This is a genomic window from Curtobacterium sp. MCBA15_001 (genome assembly GCF_001864835.1).
Taxonomy (GTDB): Bacteria; Actinomycetota; Actinomycetes; order Actinomycetales; family Microbacteriaceae; genus Curtobacterium.
On the sequence record NZ_MJGI01000025.1, the window covers coordinates 315,168 to 334,077 of the forward strand.

At 70.7% G+C, this 18,910-nt stretch carries 15 protein-coding genes and 1 tRNA gene; 13 read left to right on the top strand and 3 right to left on the bottom strand.

Annotated elements, in window-relative coordinates:
* Positions 1-99: 99 nt before the first annotated feature.
* Entirely contained in the window at positions 100-1,179 is a 1,080-nt protein-coding gene (locus BIU90_RS13410) for a VIT1/CCC1 transporter family protein (RefSeq protein WP_254787053.1), read from the top strand.
* A gap of 57 nt (positions 1,180-1,236) precedes the next feature.
* On the opposite strand, the gene BIU90_RS13415 is transcribed toward BIU90_RS13410, so the two are convergent.
* Positions 1,237-1,779 carry an HdeD family acid-resistance protein gene (locus BIU90_RS13415; protein WP_071300696.1) on the bottom strand — a complete coding sequence of 181 codons (543 nt, stop codon included), beginning with the start codon at positions 1,777-1,779 and terminating at the stop codon, positions 1,237-1,239.
* A 118-nt stretch (positions 1,780-1,897) separates the two neighbouring features.
* On the opposite strand from BIU90_RS13415, the gene BIU90_RS13420 reads away from it, so the two are divergent.
* From BIU90_RS13420 to BIU90_RS13430, 3 genes are all read left to right on the top strand, one after another.
* A tRNA-Leu gene (locus BIU90_RS13420) sits at positions 1,898-1,982 on the top strand.
* A 101-nt stretch (positions 1,983-2,083) separates the two neighbouring features.
* Positions 2,084-2,692: an ANTAR domain-containing response regulator gene (locus BIU90_RS13425; RefSeq protein ID WP_071300697.1), complete on the top strand. Its 609-nt coding sequence runs from the start codon at positions 2,084-2,086 to the stop codon at positions 2,690-2,692.
* A gap of 119 nt (positions 2,693-2,811) precedes the next feature.
* On the top strand, positions 2,812-3,282 hold the full coding sequence (locus tag BIU90_RS13430; RefSeq protein WP_071300698.1) for a GNAT family N-acetyltransferase: 471 nt from the start codon (positions 2,812-2,814) through the stop codon (positions 3,280-3,282).
* 4 nt (positions 3,283-3,286) lie between these two features.
* Here BIU90_RS13430 and BIU90_RS13435 read toward each other — a convergent pair whose 3' ends face one another.
* Positions 3,287-3,655: a PaaI family thioesterase gene (locus BIU90_RS13435; protein WP_071301034.1), complete on the bottom strand. Its 369-nt coding sequence runs from the start codon at positions 3,653-3,655 to the stop codon at positions 3,287-3,289.
* Positions 3,656-3,781: 126 nt separating this feature from the next.
* Between BIU90_RS13435 and polA the strand changes: the two genes are divergently transcribed.
* The 7 genes from polA to BIU90_RS13470 all read left to right on the top strand — a co-directional run bounded on the left by polA (position 3,782) and on the right by BIU90_RS13470 (position 14,266).
* Complete coding sequence (polA, locus tag BIU90_RS13440; RefSeq protein ID WP_254787054.1) at positions 3,782-6,424, top strand: DNA polymerase I; 2,643 nt, start codon at positions 3,782-3,784, stop codon at positions 6,422-6,424.
* 87 nt (positions 6,425-6,511) lie between these two features.
* Positions 6,512-8,191: a DUF885 domain-containing protein gene (locus tag BIU90_RS13445; protein WP_071300700.1), complete on the top strand. Its 1,680-nt coding sequence runs from the start codon at positions 6,512-6,514 to the stop codon at positions 8,189-8,191.
* Positions 8,192-8,315: 124 nt separating this feature from the next.
* Positions 8,316-9,773 carry a 30S ribosomal protein S1 gene (gene rpsA / locus BIU90_RS13450; protein ID WP_071300701.1) on the top strand — a complete coding sequence of 486 codons (1,458 nt, stop codon included), beginning with the start codon at positions 8,316-8,318 and terminating at the stop codon, positions 9,771-9,773.
* Between the two features lie 90 nt (positions 9,774-9,863).
* On the top strand, positions 9,864-10,466 hold the full coding sequence (coaE, locus tag BIU90_RS13455; RefSeq protein WP_071300702.1) for a dephospho-CoA kinase: 603 nt from the start codon (positions 9,864-9,866) through the stop codon (positions 10,464-10,466).
* Positions 10,463-11,530 (top strand): hypothetical protein, encoded by a 1,068-nt coding sequence (locus tag BIU90_RS13460; protein WP_071300703.1) that lies wholly within the window; start codon positions 10,463-10,465, stop codon positions 11,528-11,530. The genes coaE and BIU90_RS13460 overlap by 4 nt, the downstream gene beginning before the upstream one ends.
* A 22-nt stretch (positions 11,531-11,552) precedes the next feature.
* A complete protein-coding gene (locus BIU90_RS13465) occupies positions 11,553-13,070 on the top strand; it encodes a class I adenylate-forming enzyme family protein (RefSeq protein WP_071300704.1) in 1,518 nt (505 codons plus the stop codon).
* Entirely contained in the window at positions 13,067-14,266 is a 1,200-nt protein-coding gene (locus BIU90_RS13470) for an acyltransferase (RefSeq protein WP_071300705.1), read from the top strand. Before BIU90_RS13465 ends, BIU90_RS13470 begins: the two co-directional genes overlap by 4 nt.
* A gap of 66 nt (positions 14,267-14,332) precedes the next feature.
* Here the strand turns inward: BIU90_RS13470 and BIU90_RS13475 are convergent, their stop codons facing one another.
* A complete protein-coding gene (locus BIU90_RS13475; RefSeq protein ID WP_071300706.1) occupies positions 14,333-15,658 on the bottom strand; it encodes an MFS transporter in 1,326 nt (441 codons plus the stop codon).
* Positions 15,659-15,853: 195 nt separating this feature from the next.
* On the opposite strand from BIU90_RS13475, the gene uvrB reads away from it, so the two are divergent.
* Together uvrB and BIU90_RS13485 are read left to right on the top strand one after the other, a co-directional pair.
* Entirely contained in the window at positions 15,854-17,932 is a 2,079-nt protein-coding gene (gene uvrB, locus BIU90_RS13480; RefSeq protein ID WP_071301035.1) for an excinuclease ABC subunit UvrB, read from the top strand.
* Entirely contained in the window at positions 17,922-18,875 is a 954-nt protein-coding gene (locus tag BIU90_RS13485; RefSeq protein ID WP_071300707.1) for an SDR family NAD(P)-dependent oxidoreductase, read from the top strand. The genes uvrB and BIU90_RS13485 overlap by 11 nt, the downstream gene beginning before the upstream one ends.
* Positions 18,876-18,910 lie beyond the last annotated feature (35 nt).

The window sequence follows — 18,910 nt, forward strand, 5'->3', positions numbered from 1 at the left end:
GCGATCTGTCGCTTTCGCGGTCCTGACACGTGCCCACCCGCCGGCGTCCGCGCAGCTCCGCGTGACCACACGCCCACGTGAGCGGGCAGGATGGCTGGTGTGAGCCTCCAGGACGAGAACCGGTCCGCGACCGACGTGCGCCGCTGGCGCCGGTACCTGGCGGACGAACGCGCCGAAGCCGCCGTCTACCGCAACCTGGCGGCCCGCCGGTCGGGCGAGGAGCGCGAGATCCTCGCCGCGCTGGCCGACGCCGAGGGCCGGCACGAGCAGCACTGGGTCGAGCTGCTCGGCGACGACGCCGGACGACCGCTGCGGGGGAGCCTGCGCACCCGGGTGCTGGCGGCCCTGGCGAAGCGCTTCGGGTCCGTCTTCGTCCTCGCGCTCATGCAGCGGGCGGAGGACCGCTCGCCGTACGCCGAGGACGACGACGCGACCGCGCGGATGGCCGCTGACGAACGCATCCACGGCGAGGTCGTGCGCGGGCTGGCCAACCGTGGGCGGATGCGGCTGTCGGGGACGTTCCGTGCCGCGGTCTTCGGTGCGAACGACGGGCTCGTGTCGAACCTCGCGCTCATCATCGGCATCAGCGCCTCGGGGGCGGATCGGCACTTCGTGCTGCTGAGCGGCATCGCCGGACTCCTCGCCGGCGCGCTCTCGATGGGAGCGGGGGAGTACGTCTCCGTCCGGTCCCAGCGTGAGTTGCTCGAGGCGTCCGCACCGCACCCGGAGGCCGGGGACGCGGTGGCGCACCTCGACGTCGACGCGAACGAGCTCGCGCTGGTCTACCGCGCCCGGGGCATGCCGGAGGACGAAGCCGAAGCGCACGCCGCCGACGTGCTGGCCGGACTCGGCAGCGGTCCCGCAACCGGACCGACCGCCGTCACCGACGACCACGAAGCGGTGGGCAACGGCATGAGCGCAGCGCTGTCGAGCTTCTGCTTCTTCGCCTCGGGAGCGATCATCCCGGTGCTGCCGTACCTGTTCGGGCTCGACGGGTGGGCGGCGATCGCGGTGGCGGCGTTCCTGGTCGGCATCGCGCTGCTCGGCACGGGCGCGGTGGTCGGCGTGCTGAGCGGGGCGTCGCCCCTCCGACGGGCGCTCCGGCAGCTCGCGATCGGGTTCGGCGCGGCCGTGGTGACCTACCTGCTCGGCCTGCTGTTCGGGACCGGTGCCGCGTAGGTGCTGCCGGGCAGTCCGGCGCCGTGGGGCGCTGACAGCCAGGATCAGTGCCGCCCGTCAGCTCCAGCGGACGGCCGCGCGCGGTGGCAGCAGCAGCAGGGTCGCAGCACCGACGACGATCAGGGCGATCCCCGCGAAGAGCATGAACACGGTGAGGGCCACCCCGGGGGCGACGAGCACGGCGACGCCGCCCAGGACGGAGAGGATGCCGCTGACGACCGTCGGCACGCGGGACGACCCGGGGTGCCCGACGAAGGCGCTCACCAGGGCGACGATCCCCTCGATCACGAAGCCGATCCCGGCGAGCACGGCGTAGACCACGAGCGGCACGAGCGGGTCGAGCAGCGTCACGAGCCCGGCGACCGCGACCAGACCCCCCACGACGCCGGAGGTCCACCGCCACACCGGCGACGTGCCGTGCCCCCGGACCGCGGCGAACACGCGCAGGACCCCGGCGACGACCAGGTAGACGCCGAACAGCAGCGCGACGACCACGACCGACGGCCGCGGCCAGACGATCGCGACGATGCCGAGCACGATCGCGACGGTGGCGGTGACGATGACGAAGGCCCGGAACGTGCGGACGGCACGGGAATCCACGAGGGTCCCTCCCCTGATCGGTCGGTGGCTTCCGACGGTACCCGGGGATCGCCACGTCCGTCGCGACTCGGCCGACGGCCTGGAGGCTCGGCCCGGCCTGGTAGCATCGCTCCACCAAGCGAGTGTGGTGGAATCGGCAGACACGGGGCACTCAAAATGCTCTGCCTCACGGCGTGCGGGTTCAAGTCCCGCCACTCGTACCAAGACCGCTCACGGCGAGCGGGGCAGTTCCGTACCAACCGTCCCGCCACTCGTACCAAGCTCTTTGCGAGCGAGCCTCCCAGGGTCTAGTAGGCTCTCGGACGTGAGTGACGCAGAAGCAACAACCGCAACAGCACCCCGTCGAGTCGTCGTCGCCGAGGACGAATCGCTCATCCGCCTCGACATCGTCGAGATCCTGCGCGACAACGGGTTCGACGTCGTCGGCGAAGCGGGTGACGGTGAGACCGCCGTGCAGCTCGCGACCGACCTGCGTCCCGACCTCGTCATCATGGACGTCAAGATGCCGCAGCTCGACGGCATCTCCGCGGCCGAGAAGCTCTCCAAGAACCACATCGCTCCCGTGGTCCTGCTGACGGCGTTCAGCCAGAAGGAACTCGTCGAGCGCGCGACCGAGGCCGGTGCCCTGGCGTACGTCGTCAAGCCCTTCACCCCGAACGACCTGCTCCCCGCGATCGAGATCGCCCTCTCGCGGTACCAGCAGATCATCACGCTCGAGTCCGAGGTCGCCGACCTGGTCGAGCGCTTCGAGACCCGCAAGCTCGTCGACCGCGCCAAGGGCCTGCTCAACGAGAAGATGGGCCTGACCGAGCCCGAGGCCTTCCGCTGGATCCAGAAGGCGTCGATGGACCGCCGCCTGACCATGCACGACGTCGCCAAGGCGATCATCGAGCAGCTCAGCGCCAAGAAGTAGTCGCTCACCGCGCACTCCCTCGACGCCGTCACCCGATCCGGGTGGCGGCGTCGGTGTACGTGCGGGCTCTGCGTGTGCGGGCGGTGCGTGCGGGGCCGACCAGCTGCGAAGGTGGAGCCGTGGACGACGTCGTGATCCGTGCCTCCCGTCCGGACGACATGCCGGCGGTGGCCGACCTGCGCTGGCGGTGGAGCATCGAGGAAGGCGGACGCGCTCCGGTGCAGACGCCCGAGGCCTACCGGACCGCGATGACGTCCTTCGCACGCGACCACCCGGACTCGCACCGGTGTGTGGTTGCCGAGCGTGATGGCGCCGTCCTCGGGATGGCGTGGCTCGCACTGCACCCACGACCACCGGCGCCGCACGTGCCGGGGGGCCGCATCGCGGCTGAGCTGCAGACGGTCTACGTGCATCCGGACCTGCGCGGCCACGGGGTCGCCGGGCGTATGGTCGCGCACCTGCTCGCGATCGCGGACGAGCTGGGTGCCGAGCGGACCAGCGTGCACTCGAGCGTCGAGGGCGAGCGGCTCTACCGGCGGCTCGGGTTCGGCGACGCGCGGCTGTTGCTCCAGCGGCCGCCGGAGGACTGAGCGCTCAGCGCCGCTCGCGGATCATGTTCGTGATGCGGACGGTCGAGCAGCGCCGTCCCTGGTCGTCGGTGAGGACGATCTCGTGGGTCGTGAGCGTGTTGCCGAGGTGGATCGCGGTGCACGTGCCGGTCACGGTCCCGCTCGTCGCACTGCGGGAGTGCGAGGCGTTCAGCTCGATGCCGACGGCGTACCGGCCCGGTCCCGCGTGCACGTTGGCGGCCATGGACCCGAGGCTCTCGGCGAGGACGACGTACGCCCCGCCGTGCAGCAGACCGACGGGCTGCCGGTTGCCCTCGACCGGGATCGAGCCCACGGCGCGCTCCGCGGAGAGCTCCGTGACGACCATGCCCATCTTGTCGGCGAGCTCGCCCATCCCGCGGTCCGCCAGCCGCTCGTCGACGCCGGTGGTGGTGGTCACTTCGTCGGTCACGCGCAGGACTCCCGTGTCGGATGGCGTCGGTAGGCTGTCCGGGTGTCGGACTCCGCAAAGCCTACCCTCATGGTCATCGACGGCCATTCGCTCGCCTTCCGGGCCTTCTACGCACTGCCGGTGGACAGCTTCGTCAACCGCGACGGGCAGCACACGAACGCCATCCACGGGTTCATCTCGATGCTGCTCATGCTGCTGCAGCGCGAGAAGCCGACTCACCTGGCCGTCGCGTTCGACATCTCCCGGTTCTCGTTCCGCACGCGCGAGTACGAGGACTACAAGGGCACCCGGTCCGAGACCCCCGCCGAGTTCAAGGGGCAGATCCCGCTCCTGCAGCAGGCCCTCGAAGCGATGGGCATCACGACCGTCACGAAGGAGGACTACGAGGCCGACGACATCCTCGCCACGCTCTCCGCGCAGGGGGCCGCGCAGGGCTTCCAGGTCTACGTCGTCTCGGGTGACCGCGACTCGATCCAGCTCGTGAACGACGACGTCACGCTGCTGTACCCCTCGGTCCGCGGCGTGTCCGAACTCACCCGGTACGACCGCGACAAGGTCTACGAGCGCTACGGCATCGAGCCGCACCAGTACCCCGACATCGCCGCGCTGGTGGGGGAGACCAGCGACAACCTGATCGGCATCGACAAGGTCGGCGAGAAGACCGCCGTCAAGTGGATCACCCAGTACGGCTCGCTCGACGGGGTCCTCGAGCACGCGGACGAGATCAAGGGCGTCGTGGGCAACAACCTGCGCGAGCAGCGGGACCGGGCGATCCGGAACCGCAGGCTGAACCGGCTCGTGACGAACGTCGAGCTGCCCGTGGGTCCCGGCGACGTCGCCCTCCGCCCGCTCGACGAGGCTGCCGTGCGCGAGCTCTTCGCCACGCTGCAGTTCCGCACGCTGCTCGACCGCGTGCTCAAGGTCGCCGGCTCCGGCGAGAGCACCGACGCCGCGGCCGAGGGCTCCGTGCAGGACAACGGCATCACCCCGCCGCCGGTGAAGACCCTGATCGACGAAGAACTCGGCTACTGGCTCGAGCGGAAGAACGCCGCGCAGTCCGAGAACGGCTACGGCGTCGCGGTCGAGGTCATCGACGGCCGCCTCAGCGCGATCGGCATCGCGACCCACGACGACGCGGTGCTCGTGCCGGGCGGCAGCGGGGCGAAGGACTACGAACAGCTCACGGCGTGGTTCGCATCGGACGCACCGAAGCACTTCCACGACGCCAAGGCCGCGGTCAAGGCGCTCGGCACCGCGGGCATCGCCGTCAACGGGATCGCTGGGGACGCGCGGATCATGGGCTGGCTCGCGAACCCGGGCAAGCAGGGGCAGCCGCTGACCGACCTGGTCTACCAGGAGCTCGGCGAGGAACTCCCCACCGCCGACCCGAACCAGCTCGTGCCCGAGACCGCTCCGGTCAACGTCGGGGTCCACGCCTGGTACGTCCTGCGCGTGACGACGGCCCTCCGCGCGCGCATCGACCCCGGCTCGCTCAAGGTCCTCGACGACATCGAGCTGCCGCTGGTGTCGGTGCTGGCGCAGATGGAGACCACGGGCGTCGGCATCGACCGCCCGGTGCTGACCGGCCTGTCCAAGGAGCTCGGGGAGCGTGCCGCCGACCTCGCGCAGCAGGCCTTCGCCGAGATCGGCCACGAGGTCAACCTCGGGTCGCCGAAGCAGCTGCAGGAAGTGCTCTTCACCGAGCTCGCGATGCCGAAGACCCGGAAGACCAAGACCGGGTTCTCGACCGACGCCGCCAGCCTGGCCGACCTGCAGGACCAGCACCCGCACCCGTTCCTCGGCCTCCTGCTGCAGCACCGTGACGCCACGAAGCTCCGGCAGATCGTCGACACGCTGGACGCCGCGATCGTCGACGGCCGGATCCACACCCGCTACGAGCAGACCGGCAGCAGCACGGGTCGCATCTCGTCGACGGACCCGAACCTGCAGAACATCCCGGTCAAGACCGCGGTCGGCCGTCGGGTCCGGTCCGCGTTCGCCGTGGCAGAGCCGTACACGACGCTCCTCACCGCGGACTACTCGCAGATCGAGATGCGGATCATGGCGCACCTGTCCGGCGACCCCGGGCTGGTGCAGGCGTTCAACGAGGGCGAGGACCTGCACCGCTTCGTCGGGGCCCGGGTGTTCGGGGTCGAGCCGGCCGACGTCTCCGCCGAGATGCGCACGAAGGTCAAGGCGATGTCGTACGGGCTCGCCTACGGGCTGAGCGCGTTCGGCCTGTCCAAGCAGCTCCGCATCGAGCAGAGCGAGGCGCGCACCCTGATGACCGAGTACTTCGCCCGGTTCGGCGCGGTGCGGGACTACCTGCGCAACGTCGTCGAGCAGGCGCGCGAGGACGGGTACACCGAGACCATCTTCGGGCGCCGTCGCCCGTTCCCTGACCTGAAGAGCCCGAACCGGGTGCTGCGCGAGAACGCCGAGCGTGCCGCGCTGAACGCCCCGATCCAGGGTTCGGCCGCCGACATCATGAAGATCGCGATGCTCGGGGTCGCCGAGGACCTGCGGAAGGACGACCTCGGGTCGCGGCTGCTGCTCCAGGTGCACGACGAGCTCATCCTCGAGGTCGCGCCCGGCGAGCAGGACCGGGTCGAGGACATCCTGCGCACCCGGATGGGCCACGCTGCCGACCTCAGCGTGCCGCTCGACGTCTCGGTGGGCCTGGGGCCCAACTGGGAGGCCGCCGCGCACTGACGCCGGGTGCGCCGGGCGCACACCGGGACGGACAGGAGGCCCCCCACCGGCTGGCCTCGCGCCTCCCGTCCGCCGTAGGGTCGGGGCATGACCGATGCACGCCCAGTCCGCCAGCCGTCCGCCGTCGACCGCGTCGCCGAGGACTGGGTGAGCGCCCTCGTCGACCTCGACCCGACCATCGCCACCTACATCGGCGTCCCCGGGCGCACGGGGGAGTACGGCGACACGTCGCCGGCCGGCGCTGCCGCGATGGCGGACGCCGCCCGGGTGGCCAAGCGCGCACTGGACGACGCCGCGCCCGTGGACGACGTGGACCGGGTCACGAAGACCGACCTCGGCGCCGAGCTCGACCTGGTCGTCGAGTCGTACGACCGGAAGCTGCACCTGCGCGACCTCAACGTGATCGCCAGCCCGCCGCAGTCGATGCGCGACGCGATCGACCTGATGCCGACCGCCACCGAGTCTGACTGGCACGACATCGCCAGCCGGTTCGCCGCGCTGCCCGACGCGCTGGAGGGCTGGCGCGAGACCCTGCTCGAGGGCACCCGCGAGCACGTCACGCCCGCACGCCGGCAGGTCGAACTCGTCGCCGAGCAGGCGGCCCGCAGCGGCGCCGCCGACGGGTTCTTCCAGCAGCTCGCCGACGCCGCGGCCACCGAGGACGGGTCGGCGCTGCCGGAGTCACTGCGCGCCGACCTGCAGCGGGGCGCCGAGGTCGCAGCGGCTGCGTACCGCTCGCTCAGCGGATTCCTCGAGCACGAGCTGATGCCGCTCGCGACGCCGGTCGACGCCGTGGGACGCGACGACTACGAGCTGCACTCGCGCCGCTTCCTCGGCGCGGTCGTCGACCTGGACGAGGCGTACGCGTGGGGCATCGAGGAGCTCGCGCGGATGCGGGACGAGCAGGAGCGCATCGCCGACCGGATCGAGTCCGGCGCCTCGGTCGCTCGGGCGATCGAGGTCCTCGACGCCGACCCTGCCCGCACCCTGCACGGCACCGACGCCCTGCAGCGGTGGATGCAGGAGACCAGCGACGCGTCGATCCGGGCGATGGACGGCACCTACTTCGACATCGCCGACCCGATCAAGCGCTTGGAGTGCCGGATCGCCCCGACCCAAGAGGGCGGGATCTACTACTCCGGCCCGTCCGACGACTTCTCCCGTGCCGGCCGCATGTGGTGGTCCGTGCCGCAGGGCGTGACCGAGTTCGGCACCTGGCGCGAGAAGACGACGGTCTACCACGAGGGCGTCCCCGGTCACCACCTGCAGATCAGCCAGGCCGTCTACAACCGCGGCGAGCTCAACACCTGGCGTCGGCAGCTGGCGGGACCGTCCGGGCACGTCGAGGGCTGGGCGCTGTACGCCGAGCGCCTCATGGAGCAGCTCGGGTTCCTCGACGACGACGGTGACCGGCTCGGGATGCTCGACGGGCAGCGGATGCGAGCGGCACGCGTGGTGCTCGACATCGGCGTGCACCTGCAGAAGACGAACCCCGACGGCGGGGGCTGGACGTGGGAGTACGCGCTCGACTTCATGCGCGAGAACGTCAACATGGACGACGCCTTCATCCGGTTCGAGGTCGCACGGTACTTCGGGTGGCCGGGCCAGGCGCCGTCGTACAAGATCGGGCAGCGGGTGTGGGAGTCGATCCGTGACGAGGTCGCTGCGCGCGAGGGCGATGGCTTCGACCTCAAGGCCTTCCACCACCGGGCGCTCGCACTCGGTGGCGTCGGGCTCGACACACTGCGCACGGCGTTGCTCGACTGACACTGCTGCGGTTAGACTTGTGCGGCGCAATCCGCGTCACACACCAACTGCCACGGCGTCCTCGTGCAGGACCAGCTCCTGCGTCGCCCTGGCCCGACTCATGTCCGTTCGGAGCAATCTCTACATGACAACCACTACGACCAAGGCTCCTAAGCAGGTCGCCATCAACGACATCGGTTCGGCTGATGACTTCCTGGCCGAGGTCGAGAAGACCCTGAAGTTCTTCAACGACGGCGATCTCATCTCCGGCACCGTCGTGAAGATCGACCGCGACGAGGTCCTCCTCGACGTCGGGTACAAGACCGAGGGTGTCATCCCCTCGCGCGAGCTCTCGATCAAGCACGACGTCGACCCCAACGAGGTCGTCAACGTCGGTGACGAGGTCGAGGCCCTGGTCCTCCAGAAGGAGGACAAGGAAGGCCGCCTCATCCTGTCGAAGAAGCGCGCGCAGTACGAGCGTGCGTGGGGCGACGTCGAGAAGATCAAGGAGTCCGACGGGGTCGTCACCGGCACCGTCATCGAGGTCGTCAAGGGTGGCCTCATCGTGGACATCGGTCTCCGCGGCTTCCTCCCGGCATCGCTCATCGAGCTGCGCCGCGTCCGCGACCTCACGCCGTACCTCGGCCAGGAGATCGAGGCGAAGATCCTCGAGCTCGACAAGAACCGCAACAACGTGGTCCTGTCGCGCCGTGCGCTCCTCGAGCAGACGCAGTCCGAGTCCCGGACCACGTTCCTCAACAACCTGCACAAGGGCCAGGTCCGCAAGGGCGTCGTCTCGTCGATCGTCAACTTCGGTGCGTTCGTCGACCTCGGCGGCGTCGACGGTCTCGTCCACGTCTCCGAGCTCAGCTGGAAGCACATCGAGCACGCCAGCGAGGTCGTCGAGGTCGGTCAGGAAGTCACCGTCGAGATCCTCGAGGTGGACCTGGACCGCGAGCGCGTGTCGCTCTCGCTCAAGGCCACCCAGGAAGACCCGTGGCAGGTCTTCGCCCGCACCCACGCGATCGGCCAGATCGCACCGGGCAAGGTCACGAAGCTCGTGCCGTTCGGTGCCTTCGTCCGCGTCGCGGACGGCATCGAGGGCCTGGTCCACATCTCGGAGCTCTCGAACAAGCACGTCGAGCTCGCCGAGCAGGTCGTCTCCGTCGGCGACGAGGTCTTCGTGAAGATCATCGACATCGACCTCGACCGTCGCCGCATCTCGCTCAGCCTCAAGCAGGCCAACGAGGGCGTCGACCCGGAGAGCACCGAGTTCGACCCGGCGCTCTACGGCATGCCGACCGAGTACGACGACAAGGGTGACTACAAGTACCCCGAGGGCTTCGACCCGGAGACCAACGAGTGGCTCGAGGGCTTCGACGCTCAGCGCGAGGTCTGGGAAGGCCAGTACGCGGCCGCTCAGGCTCGCTGGGAGGCGCACAAGGCGCAGGTCGCCAAGTCCCTCACCGAAGAGGCGCAGGGTGGGTTCGACCTCCCGGCCAGCGCTTCCTCGTCGTTCACGAGCGAGCAGGCCGGTCAGGGCACCCTGGCCGACGACGCATCGCTCGCGGCGCTCCGCGAGAAGCTCAGCTCGACCAACTGATCGAGTCCTGCGCAGACCGGAAGCCCGGCACCCCTTCGTGGGTGCCGGGCTTCCGGCGTTCCGTGAGCCGTCGACCCTAGGCTCGGTGTCGTGCGCATCATCGGACTCACGGGCGGGATCGCCGCCGGCAAGTCGACCGTCTCCGCCCGGTGGGCCGAGCACGGTGCCGTCGTGGTCGACGCCGACCGCCTGGCACGGGACGCGGTCGCTCCCGGCAGCCCGGGTCTGGCCCAGGTGGCGGAACGCTTCGGCCCGGGGGTGATCGCTCCGGACGGCTCCTTGGACCGACCGGCGCTCGGTGCGATCGTGTTCGCCGACCCGGCAGCCCGCAAGGACCTCGAGGCGATCACGCACCCCGAGGTCTGGCGGCTCGCACAGCAGGCCTTCGACGCGGCCGAGGCAGCCGACCCGGACGCGGTCGTGGTGTACGACGTGCCCCTGCTCGCCGAGGCGAAGGGGTCGCGGCCGCTCCGGTTCGACGCCGTCGTGGTCGTCGACGCCCCGGCTGCGCTCCGCACCGAGCGGCTCGTCGAGCACCGGGGGATGCCGCGGGACGAGGCCGAGCGGCGGATCGGGGCGCAGGCCACCGATGCCGAACGGCTCGCGCTGGCCGACCACGTCGTCGACGCCACGGGCACCCTGGACCAGACCCTCGACTCCGCCGACGCGGTGTGGGAGCGCCTGGTCGGATGAAGCACCGCATCCTGCTCCTCGTCGCCGCGGTCATGCTCGTCGTGATCGGGGGCGGCACGCTCGTCGCGGCCAACGTGATGGCGGAGCAGCGCGTGGAGCAGCACGGACGCGCACCCGTGAGCGCCCCGGCCCGTAGTGACCAGCACGGTCCCGAGGACGAGTTCCACCGGTTCCGCCTGGGAGCGATCGACGGTGAACGACTCGAGCCGAACCGGGACGACTTCGCCGCTCGTACCGCGGCCGACGGCCCGCTGTTGCTCTTCCTGCCGGCCACCCGCGCCAAGCCCGCGCAGTACCAGCGCTTCCTCACCACGGCGCTCGGGGACGGGTACCACGTGCTCGGGCTCGACTACTGGAATCTGGGCAAGACCCTGTCCGGTACGTGCGAGGCCGACGCCGAGTGCTACGGCGCGGTGCAGCGGAACCGGTTCGACGGCTCGAGGCCGTCCGAGTTCAGCAGCGTCTCGCCCGCCGGGTCCATCGTGTCGCGGTTCCGGGACGCCATCGCCCACCTGGACGACGTCGACCCGAACGGCGGATGGGGCCGCTTCGTGACGCCGGGCAAGGACATCGCGTGGCAGGACATCGTCGTCGCCGGGCACTCCCAGGGTGGTGGCGAGGCGGCGTACATCGCGCACATCCGCCCGATCCGGGGCGCCCTGATGTTCTCGTCGCCCGTCGAGTCGCTCGGCCCCGTGCACGCGGCCTGGATGGACCGCCCGGGCGTGACCCCGGCGTCGCGGATGTACGCGATCGACGACGTCCGCGACGTGTTCGGCCCCCGGATCCGCGGGTCGTGGGAGGTCCTCGGGCTCGACGGACCGGCGACGGCGGGCGGCCCGGACGGACCCTGGCGGACGGACACGGCGGCGCCGCCCGAAGGATGGGACCCGCATGCGATCCTGACCGACATCCAGGTCGGGACGCCGGGCCAGTCGCACTCCCGGACGATCAAGGACACCACCCCGCTCGACGCTGCGGGGCAGCCCCGGATGCTCGGCCTGTGGCAGTGGCTGCTGCACCGCTTCGCGCCACCGGGAAGCGCATCCTCCGGCGCGTCATAGGCAGCCGTCCTAGCATTGAGCGGTGCAGCACGACCCTGAGACACCCGACCCCGCCACGGCATCGCTCGGCCTCCGTGCGCTGATCCGCCACCGCGCCGCAGCCGACGCCGACCGGGTCTGGCTCGAGGACGCCCGCTCCGATCGCGTGCTGTCCTACGGGGCCCTCGACGCGGCCGTCGACGCGTGGTCGTCCACCTTCGACGTGATCGGCATCGGCGACTCCGGGGCCGTGCTCGTCGACGTCGGTGACCCACTCGCCTTCGCGGTGGTGTACCTCGCCGCCGTGTCCTCGGGCCGACGCGCCGTCCCCGTCGACACCGGTCAGCCGACCTCCGAGCCGGGCCGCCTCGCCGAGCTGCTCGGCGGCGGGTCGATCGTGGTGTCCGACCGTGACGTGGACGCGACCGTCCCCGGGACCCCGTCCGCGCGCGTCGACCCGGCCACGGGCCTCCCGACCGACGTCCGCGACGGCGACCTGCCGGCGTCCGCACCGGACGCACCGGGCGAGGGCTCCGTCGTGCTGTTCACCTCCGGGTCGACCGGGACCCCGAAGGGCGTCGAGCTGCCCGAGACCCAGCTGCTGTTCGTGGCCCGGGCCGTGGTGCGCCACAACGGCCTGACGCGCGACGACCGCGGCTTCAACTCACTTCCCCTCTTCCACGTCAACGCCGAGGTCGTCGGCCTGCTGGCCACGCTGGTGGCGGGCGCCACGCTCGTGCTGGACCGTCGGTTCCGGCGCACCGGGTTCTGGGAACTGCTGGCCGAACGACGCATCACCTGGCTGAACGCCGTGCCCGCGATCCTGGCGGTGCTCGCCAAGACCGGCCCGCTCGACTTCCCGCCGAACCTGCGGTTCGTCCGGAGTGCCTCGGCACCGCTGCCCGACCCGGTCCGCCAGGCGCTGGGGGACACCCCGCTCGTGGTGAGCTGGGGCATGACGGAGGGCGCGAGCCAGATCACCGCGACGCCGCTCGACGCACCCGCGCGCCCGGGGACGGTCGGCGTCCCGGTCGGCTCCGAGGTGCAGGTCCGCGGCGAGGACGGCGCCGTCCTGCCCGCTGGCGAGGTCGGCGCCCTCTGGGTCCGCGGTCCCGGCATCGTGCACGGCTACCTGTCCGGACGGGCCGCCGAGCGCTTCGACGACGATGGCTGGCTCGCCACCGGCGACGTCGGCTCCGTCGCCGAGGACGGCTGGGTGTCCCTGGCGGGCCGCTCCGACGACGTCATCAACCGCGGCGGCGAGAAGGTCTGGCCGTCCGAGGTCGAGGACGTCCTGCTCGGTGACGCCCGCGTGCTCGAGGCCGTGGTCGTGGGCCGCCCGGACGACGTGCTCGGCAGCGTCCCGGTCGCCTACGTCATCCCGCAGCCCGACGAAGCCGTCGACGCGGACACCCTCGTCGCCGACCTGACCGCACGAGCTGCGGAGCGGCTCACCCGGTTCCGGCGTCCGGTCGAGATCGTCGTCGTGCCCGACCTGCCGCGTGCCCCGACCGGCAAGATCCAGCGCGCCCGGGTGCGGGGGATGGCGGCGACGTCGTGACCCCGACCGACGCATCGGCCCTGACCGACACCGCGGCCCGGCCCGCGCCCACCGGGGTGCAGACGCCCACCCGGACGGCCGAGGGGAAGCCCCGGCACCTGTACGAGGTCGACGTCCTGCGGATCCTGACCTTCGCGTGCGTGCTCGGCGTGCACACGACCAGCCACACGATGGCCTCGGACGACGTCGGGCTGGCCGGACTGCTCGCGCTGCTGCACTTCACCCGGCTGGTGTTCTTCACGCTGACGGCGTTCGTCCTGGTCTACAGCTACGCGATCCGCCCGAAGCCGATGTCGGTGTTCTGGCCGAAGCGCTTCCTGCTCGTCGGCGTGCCGTACCTGGCGTGGTCGTTCGTGTACGTCGCGTCGGCCTGGTTGCTCGATGCCGGTCAGCGTGGCGACGTCCCCGCGCTCGTGACCACCTTCGCCACCGGCGTGGTCACGGGCACCGCGAAGTACCACCTCTACTTCCTGCTCGTGACGATGCAGGTCTACCTGCTGCTGCCCGCCATCACGTGGTTGGTGCGGACGACGCGCCGGCACCACGTGGTCGTGCTCGTCGTCGCCCTGGTCGTGCAGCTGGTGGTCTTCGCCGGGTACAAGTACTTCCCTGCGTCCGACGCCTGGCTGAACGGGTACCAGAAGCAGTTCTTCTTCTCGTACGTCTTCTTCATCGTCTCGGGAGCGATCGCCGCCGACCACGCCGACCGCTTCCTCGGCTTCGTCCGGACGCACCGCCGGATGATCGGGTGGACGTTCCTGGGCGGGGTGCTGTTGACCGTCGGCGTCTTCGTCCTGCAGATGGCCCTGGGGGACTCGCCGTACGCCGCCGGCACGCCGCTGCAGCCCGTCGAGGCCGTCTGGAGCACGATCGTGTTCGTCGGCTTCCTGGCCGTCGGTGCCGCCTGGGCCGACCGCCGGGTCGCCGGCAGTCGGCTCGCCAAGGTCGTCGACTACGCCTCGGACCGGTCCTTCGGCATCTTCCTGAGCCACCCGCTGGTCATCTGGTTGCTGCTGTACGGCGCGAGCCCGCTCGAGGCCCTGGTCCCCAAGCCGTGGCTCACGCTGGTCACCTACCTGCTGGTCGTGGTGCTGTCCGTCGCGATCACCGAGGCGTTCCGGTGGACCCCGCTCAGCGTGCCGCTGACCGGGCGGCCGTCGCTGTCGTCGCGGAAGGCGCGCGCGGCGCGTCCGTAGGGCCAGGACGGACGGGAGGCCCGTGGCGGGGTCGCCACGGGCCTCCCGTCCGTCGTCCGGTGCGGTTCAGACCCGCTGCTGCTCCGCCTTCGGGGTCCCGATCTCCAGCACCCCGTCGGTCATCGTGAGCCGCTGCGGCTTCATGAACCACGCGACCACCGCCGCGGCGAACAGCAGCGCGCAGGACAGGGCGAACGGCAGCTGCCAGCCGCTGGCGTCGATGAGCAGCCCGAAGACGATCGGCGACACCACGCCCGCGATCCCGAACCCGGTGTTCATGAAGCCCGAGGCCGTCCCCGACCACTGCGGGGCGACGTCCATCGGGATCGCCCAGAGGTTGGCGTTGCAGAGCTCGAGGAAGAAGAACGACAGCGCCAAGGAGATCGTGGCGACGAGCAGCCCCTGCCCGATCACGAGCGGCACCAGGCAGAGCAGCGACCCGCCGAGGCCGACGACCAGGATGAGCCGGCGGGCATTGCGGGTGTCGCCGCCGCGGTGGATGATCCGGTCGCTCAGCATCCCGCCGACCGTGTCGCCGACGACGCCCGCCAGCAGGATGAGCGTGGTGAACAGCGCGAAGTCGCCGATCTCGAGCCCGTAGGTCGAGCTCAGGAACGTCGGCAGCCAGGTGAGGAACACCCAGAGGGTCCAGCCGTACCCGAAGTCGACGAAGGTGACGGGCAGGATCTGCTTCGCCATCTGCCGCCACGGCACCGGGGGCCGGGTGGCGCGGGTCTCGACGGGCGGGAGCTCGGACAGCTCCGCCTGGGTGATGCCCTTCGTCGACTCGGGCTTGTCCCGGAACCAGACGAACCAGACGATCGCCCAGGCGAAGGACAGCACCGCGGTGGCGAAGAACGCCAGCCGCCAGCCGCTCACAGCGATGAAGTACGCCACGACGAGGGGAGCGAGTGCGTTCCCGAGGCGGGCGGCCGAGTGGACGACACCCTGCGCGAAGCCGTTCCGGTCGCGGGGGATCCACCGGCTCATCGCCTGGGTCGCGGTCGGGAACGCCGCGGCCTCGCTCAGCCCGAGCAGTGCCCGCGCGGCGAACAGCGTCCAGAAGCCGACCGCGAAGCCGGTCCAGAGCGTCGCGACCCCCCAGATCACGGTGATGACGAACAGGGCCTTGCGCGGGCCGAACTTCTCGCTGATGGTCCCGCCGAACACCTGGAGCAGGGCGTACGGCAGCGAGAAGGCCGAGACGATGAGGCCGGCAGTGGCCTCGTTGAACCCGAACTCCTCGGTGATGTGCGGCAGGGCGGTGGAGATGTTGGTGCGGTCGATGTACGAGATCGCGTACATGAAGCAGAGCAGGATGAGCACGCGCCCGCGGATGCGTCCGCGGAACGGTGTGCCCTTGGTCGGAGCGCTCGGGGTCGCCGTCGTCATGGGGGGAGGCCTCTTCGGGGGATGAGGATGCGTGCTGAAGCTGTACGGACGGGACGCTAGAGGCCGTTGCTATCAGCGTCCTCTGCGTCTTCGTGGAGCGGACGATACGCCGCGGTACGGGGGCGGGTACGCCGTGCGCGAGCACCGGGCGCGCTGTCGGTGGGCGCGCCTAGCATTGACGGCATGGCAGTGACGATCGAACCCGCCCGCGCCGTCCGCCCGTTCGAGGTGATCAGCGAGTACTCGCCGAGCGGTGACCAGCCCGCGGCGATCGCGGAACTCGCGGGGCGCATCAACGCCGGTGAGACCGACGTCGTGCTGCTCGGCGCGACCGGCACCGGCAAGTCGGCGACGACCGCGTGGCTGATCGAACAGGTGCAGCGCCCGACGCTGGTGCTCGCGCACAACAAGACCCTGGCTGCCCAGCTCGCCACGGAGTTCCGCAGCCTGCTGCCGAACAACGCGGTCGAGTACTTCGTGTCGTACTACGACTACTACCAGCCCGAGGCGTACGTCCCGCAGACGGACACGTTCATCGAGAAGGACTCCTCGGTCAACGCCGAGGTCGAGCGGCTCCGGCACTCCACGACGAACTCGCTCCTCAGCCGGCGCGACGTCGTCGTGGTGTCGACCGTGTCGTGCATCTACGGCCTCGGTACGCCGGAGCAGTACATGAACGCCTCGGTGGCGCTGTCGGTCGGGCAGGAGATCTCCCGCGACCAGCTGGTGCGCCGGTTCGTCGCCATGCAGTACCAGCGCAACGACGTCGACTTCGCACGCGGGACCTTCCGGGTCCGCGGCGACACCATCGAGATCATCCCGATGTACGAAGAGCACGCGATCCGCATCGAGATGTTCGGCGACGAAGTGGAAGCGCTCAGTTCGCTGCACCCGCTCACCGGCAACGTCATCGACGACCTGCCCGCGGTGTCGATCTTCCCGGCGTCGCACTACGTCGCGGACACCGACGTCATGCACCGCGCGATCGGCACGATCAAGGAAGAACTCGCCGAGCGCCTCACCGAGCTCGAGGGCCAGGGCAAGCTGCTCGAAGCCCAGCGCCTGCGGATGCGCACCACGTTCGACATCGAGATGATGGAGCAGATCGGCTTCTGCTCCGGCATCGAGAACTACTCGCGGCACGTCGACGGCCGCATGCCCGGCGAAGCCCCGCACTGCCTGCTCGACTACTTCGCCGACGACTTCCTCATCGTCATCGACGAGTCCCACGTGACCGTGCCGCAGATCGGCGCGATGTACGAAGGGGACGCCTCGCGCAAGCGCACCCTGGTGGAGCACGGGTTCCGGCTGCCCAGCGCGATGGACAACCGCCCGCTGAAGTGGGAGGAGTTCCTCGAGCGTGCCGGGCAGAAGGTCTACCTGTCGGCCACGCCCGGTCGGTACGAACTCGGCGTCACGGACAGCGTCGTCGAGCAGATCATCCGTCCGACCGGCCTGGTCGACCCGGAGATCGTCATCAAGCCCTCGGACGGGCAGATCGACGACCTGCTCGAGGAGATCCAGCAGCGTGTCGAGAAGGACGAGCGCGTGCTCGTCACGACCCTGACCAAGCGCATGGCCGAGGAACTGACCGACTTCCTCGGCAACGCGGGCGTCCGCGTCCGGTACCTGCACTCCGACGTCGACACCCTCAAGCGCGTCGAGCTCCTCACCGAGCTGCGCCAGGGCGTGTACGACGTGCTCGTCGGCATCAACCTGCTGCGTGAGGGCCTCGACCTGCCCGAGGTCTCGCTCGTGGCGATCCTCGATGCCGACAAGGAAGGCTTCCTCCGGTCGTCGACGTCGCTCATCCAGACCATCGGCCGTGCGGCGCGCAACGTCTCCGGCCAGGTGCTGATGTACGCGGACAAGATGACCGACTCCATGAAGCAGGCGATCGAGGAGACCGACCGCCGCCGCGAGAAGCAGGTGGCGTACAACCTCGAGCACGGCATCGACCCGCAGCCGCTCCGCAAGAAGATCGGCGACATCACCGAGGCCCTGGCGCGCGAGAACGACGACACGAAGGAACTCCTCGAGCGTCGTGGCAGCAGCGCGAAGGACCGCGGACGTGCCCCGACGCCGTCGCTCAAGCGCGGGGGCATCGCGGGCGAGGGCGCGACGCAGCTCGAGGCGACCATCGCGGACCTCAACGACCAGATGCTGCAGGCCGCCACCGAGCTGAAGTTCGAGCTCGCAGCCCGCCTCCGTGACGAGGTCCAGGACCTGAAGAAGGCCCTGCGCCAGATGGAGTCCGCCGGCCATGTCAGCTGACGTCGGTGAGCAGGCCGGGGCTGGCCAGCCTCGCGTTGGCGGGCGCGTCAAGACCGTCGTCGTCACCGGTGCCAGCGCCGGGCTCGGCTACCACGCGGCCGAACAGCTCGCAGCGGCGGGACACCGCGTCGTGCTCGCGACCCGCAACCGTGCGCGTGCCGAGGCCGCCGAGCGCAGCATCCGGCGGCACGTCCCCACGGCGACGCTGGAACACCTGCACGTCGACCTGGCCGACCTGGACAGCGTTTGTGCGGCGGCAGCGGCGCTGCAGGACCTCGGCCCCGTGGACGCGCTGCTCAACAACGCGGGCGTCGTCGGGTCGCGGACGGAACGGTTCACACCCCAGGGGGTCGAGCTGCAGGTCGGCACGAACCACCTGGGCCACTTCGCGCTGACCGGGCTGGTGCTGCCGATGCTCGAACGCACCGGCGGCCGGGTCGTGCACCTCGGCTCGATCGCACACCGGTGGGCGTCGCTCGACCGACTCGACCCCTTCCGCGTCGGGCACTACGTCGGCTACCGGCAGTACGGCCGGAGCAAGCTCGCGGTGATGCTCTTCGGCTTCGAGCTCGCCGAACGCCTGGCCGACGCGGGGTCCGCGGTCGCCAGCGTCGTCGCGCACCCGGGCCTGGCGCTCGACACCCTGGGCGCCCAGCGTCCACTCGTCACGCCCGCGCGGGACGAACCCGCCTGGGTCCGACCCGGGGAACGGCTCATCGCGCAGGGCAAGGACGCCGGCGCCCACCCGCTCGTGCACGCGGCCGTCGGTGACGGCGTCCGGTCCGGGCAGTACTGGGGCCCGGGCGGTCCGCTCCAGCTCCGGGGTCCCGCCGCGGTTGTGCGTGCGGAACCGCGGGCCCACGACCGTGCCGAGGCGGCGCGCCTCTGGCTCGCCAGCGAGTCGCGGTCCGGGGTGGCGTTCGCTCTCGACGCATTCGCCTGACCCCGTCCACGGAACCGAATGTCGGCATCGGTTCG

Bases quoted from the DNA above. Each gene is read 5' to 3' on its own strand.
- BIU90_RS13475 (WP_071300706.1), bottom strand. From the start codon at position 15,658: ATGACGACGGCGACCCCGAGCGCTCCGACCAAGGGCACACCGTTCCGC.
- BIU90_RS13445 (WP_071300700.1), top strand. From the start codon at position 6,512: ATGACCGATGCACGCCCAGTCCGCCAGCCGTCCGCCGTCGACCGCGTC.
- BIU90_RS13485 (WP_071300707.1), top strand. From the start codon at position 17,922: ATGTCAGCTGACGTCGGTGAGCAGGCCGGGGCTGGCCAGCCTCGCGTT.
- rpsA (WP_071300701.1), top strand. From the start codon at position 8,316: ATGACAACCACTACGACCAAGGCTCCTAAGCAGGTCGCCATCAACGAC.
- polA (WP_254787054.1), top strand. From the start codon at position 3,782: ATGGTCATCGACGGCCATTCGCTCGCCTTCCGGGCCTTCTACGCACTG.
- BIU90_RS13435 (WP_071301034.1), bottom strand. From the start codon at position 3,655: ATGGGCGAGCTCGCCGACAAGATGGGCATGGTCGTCACGGAGCTCTCC.
- BIU90_RS13460 (WP_071300703.1), top strand. From the start codon at position 10,463: ATGAAGCACCGCATCCTGCTCCTCGTCGCCGCGGTCATGCTCGTCGTG.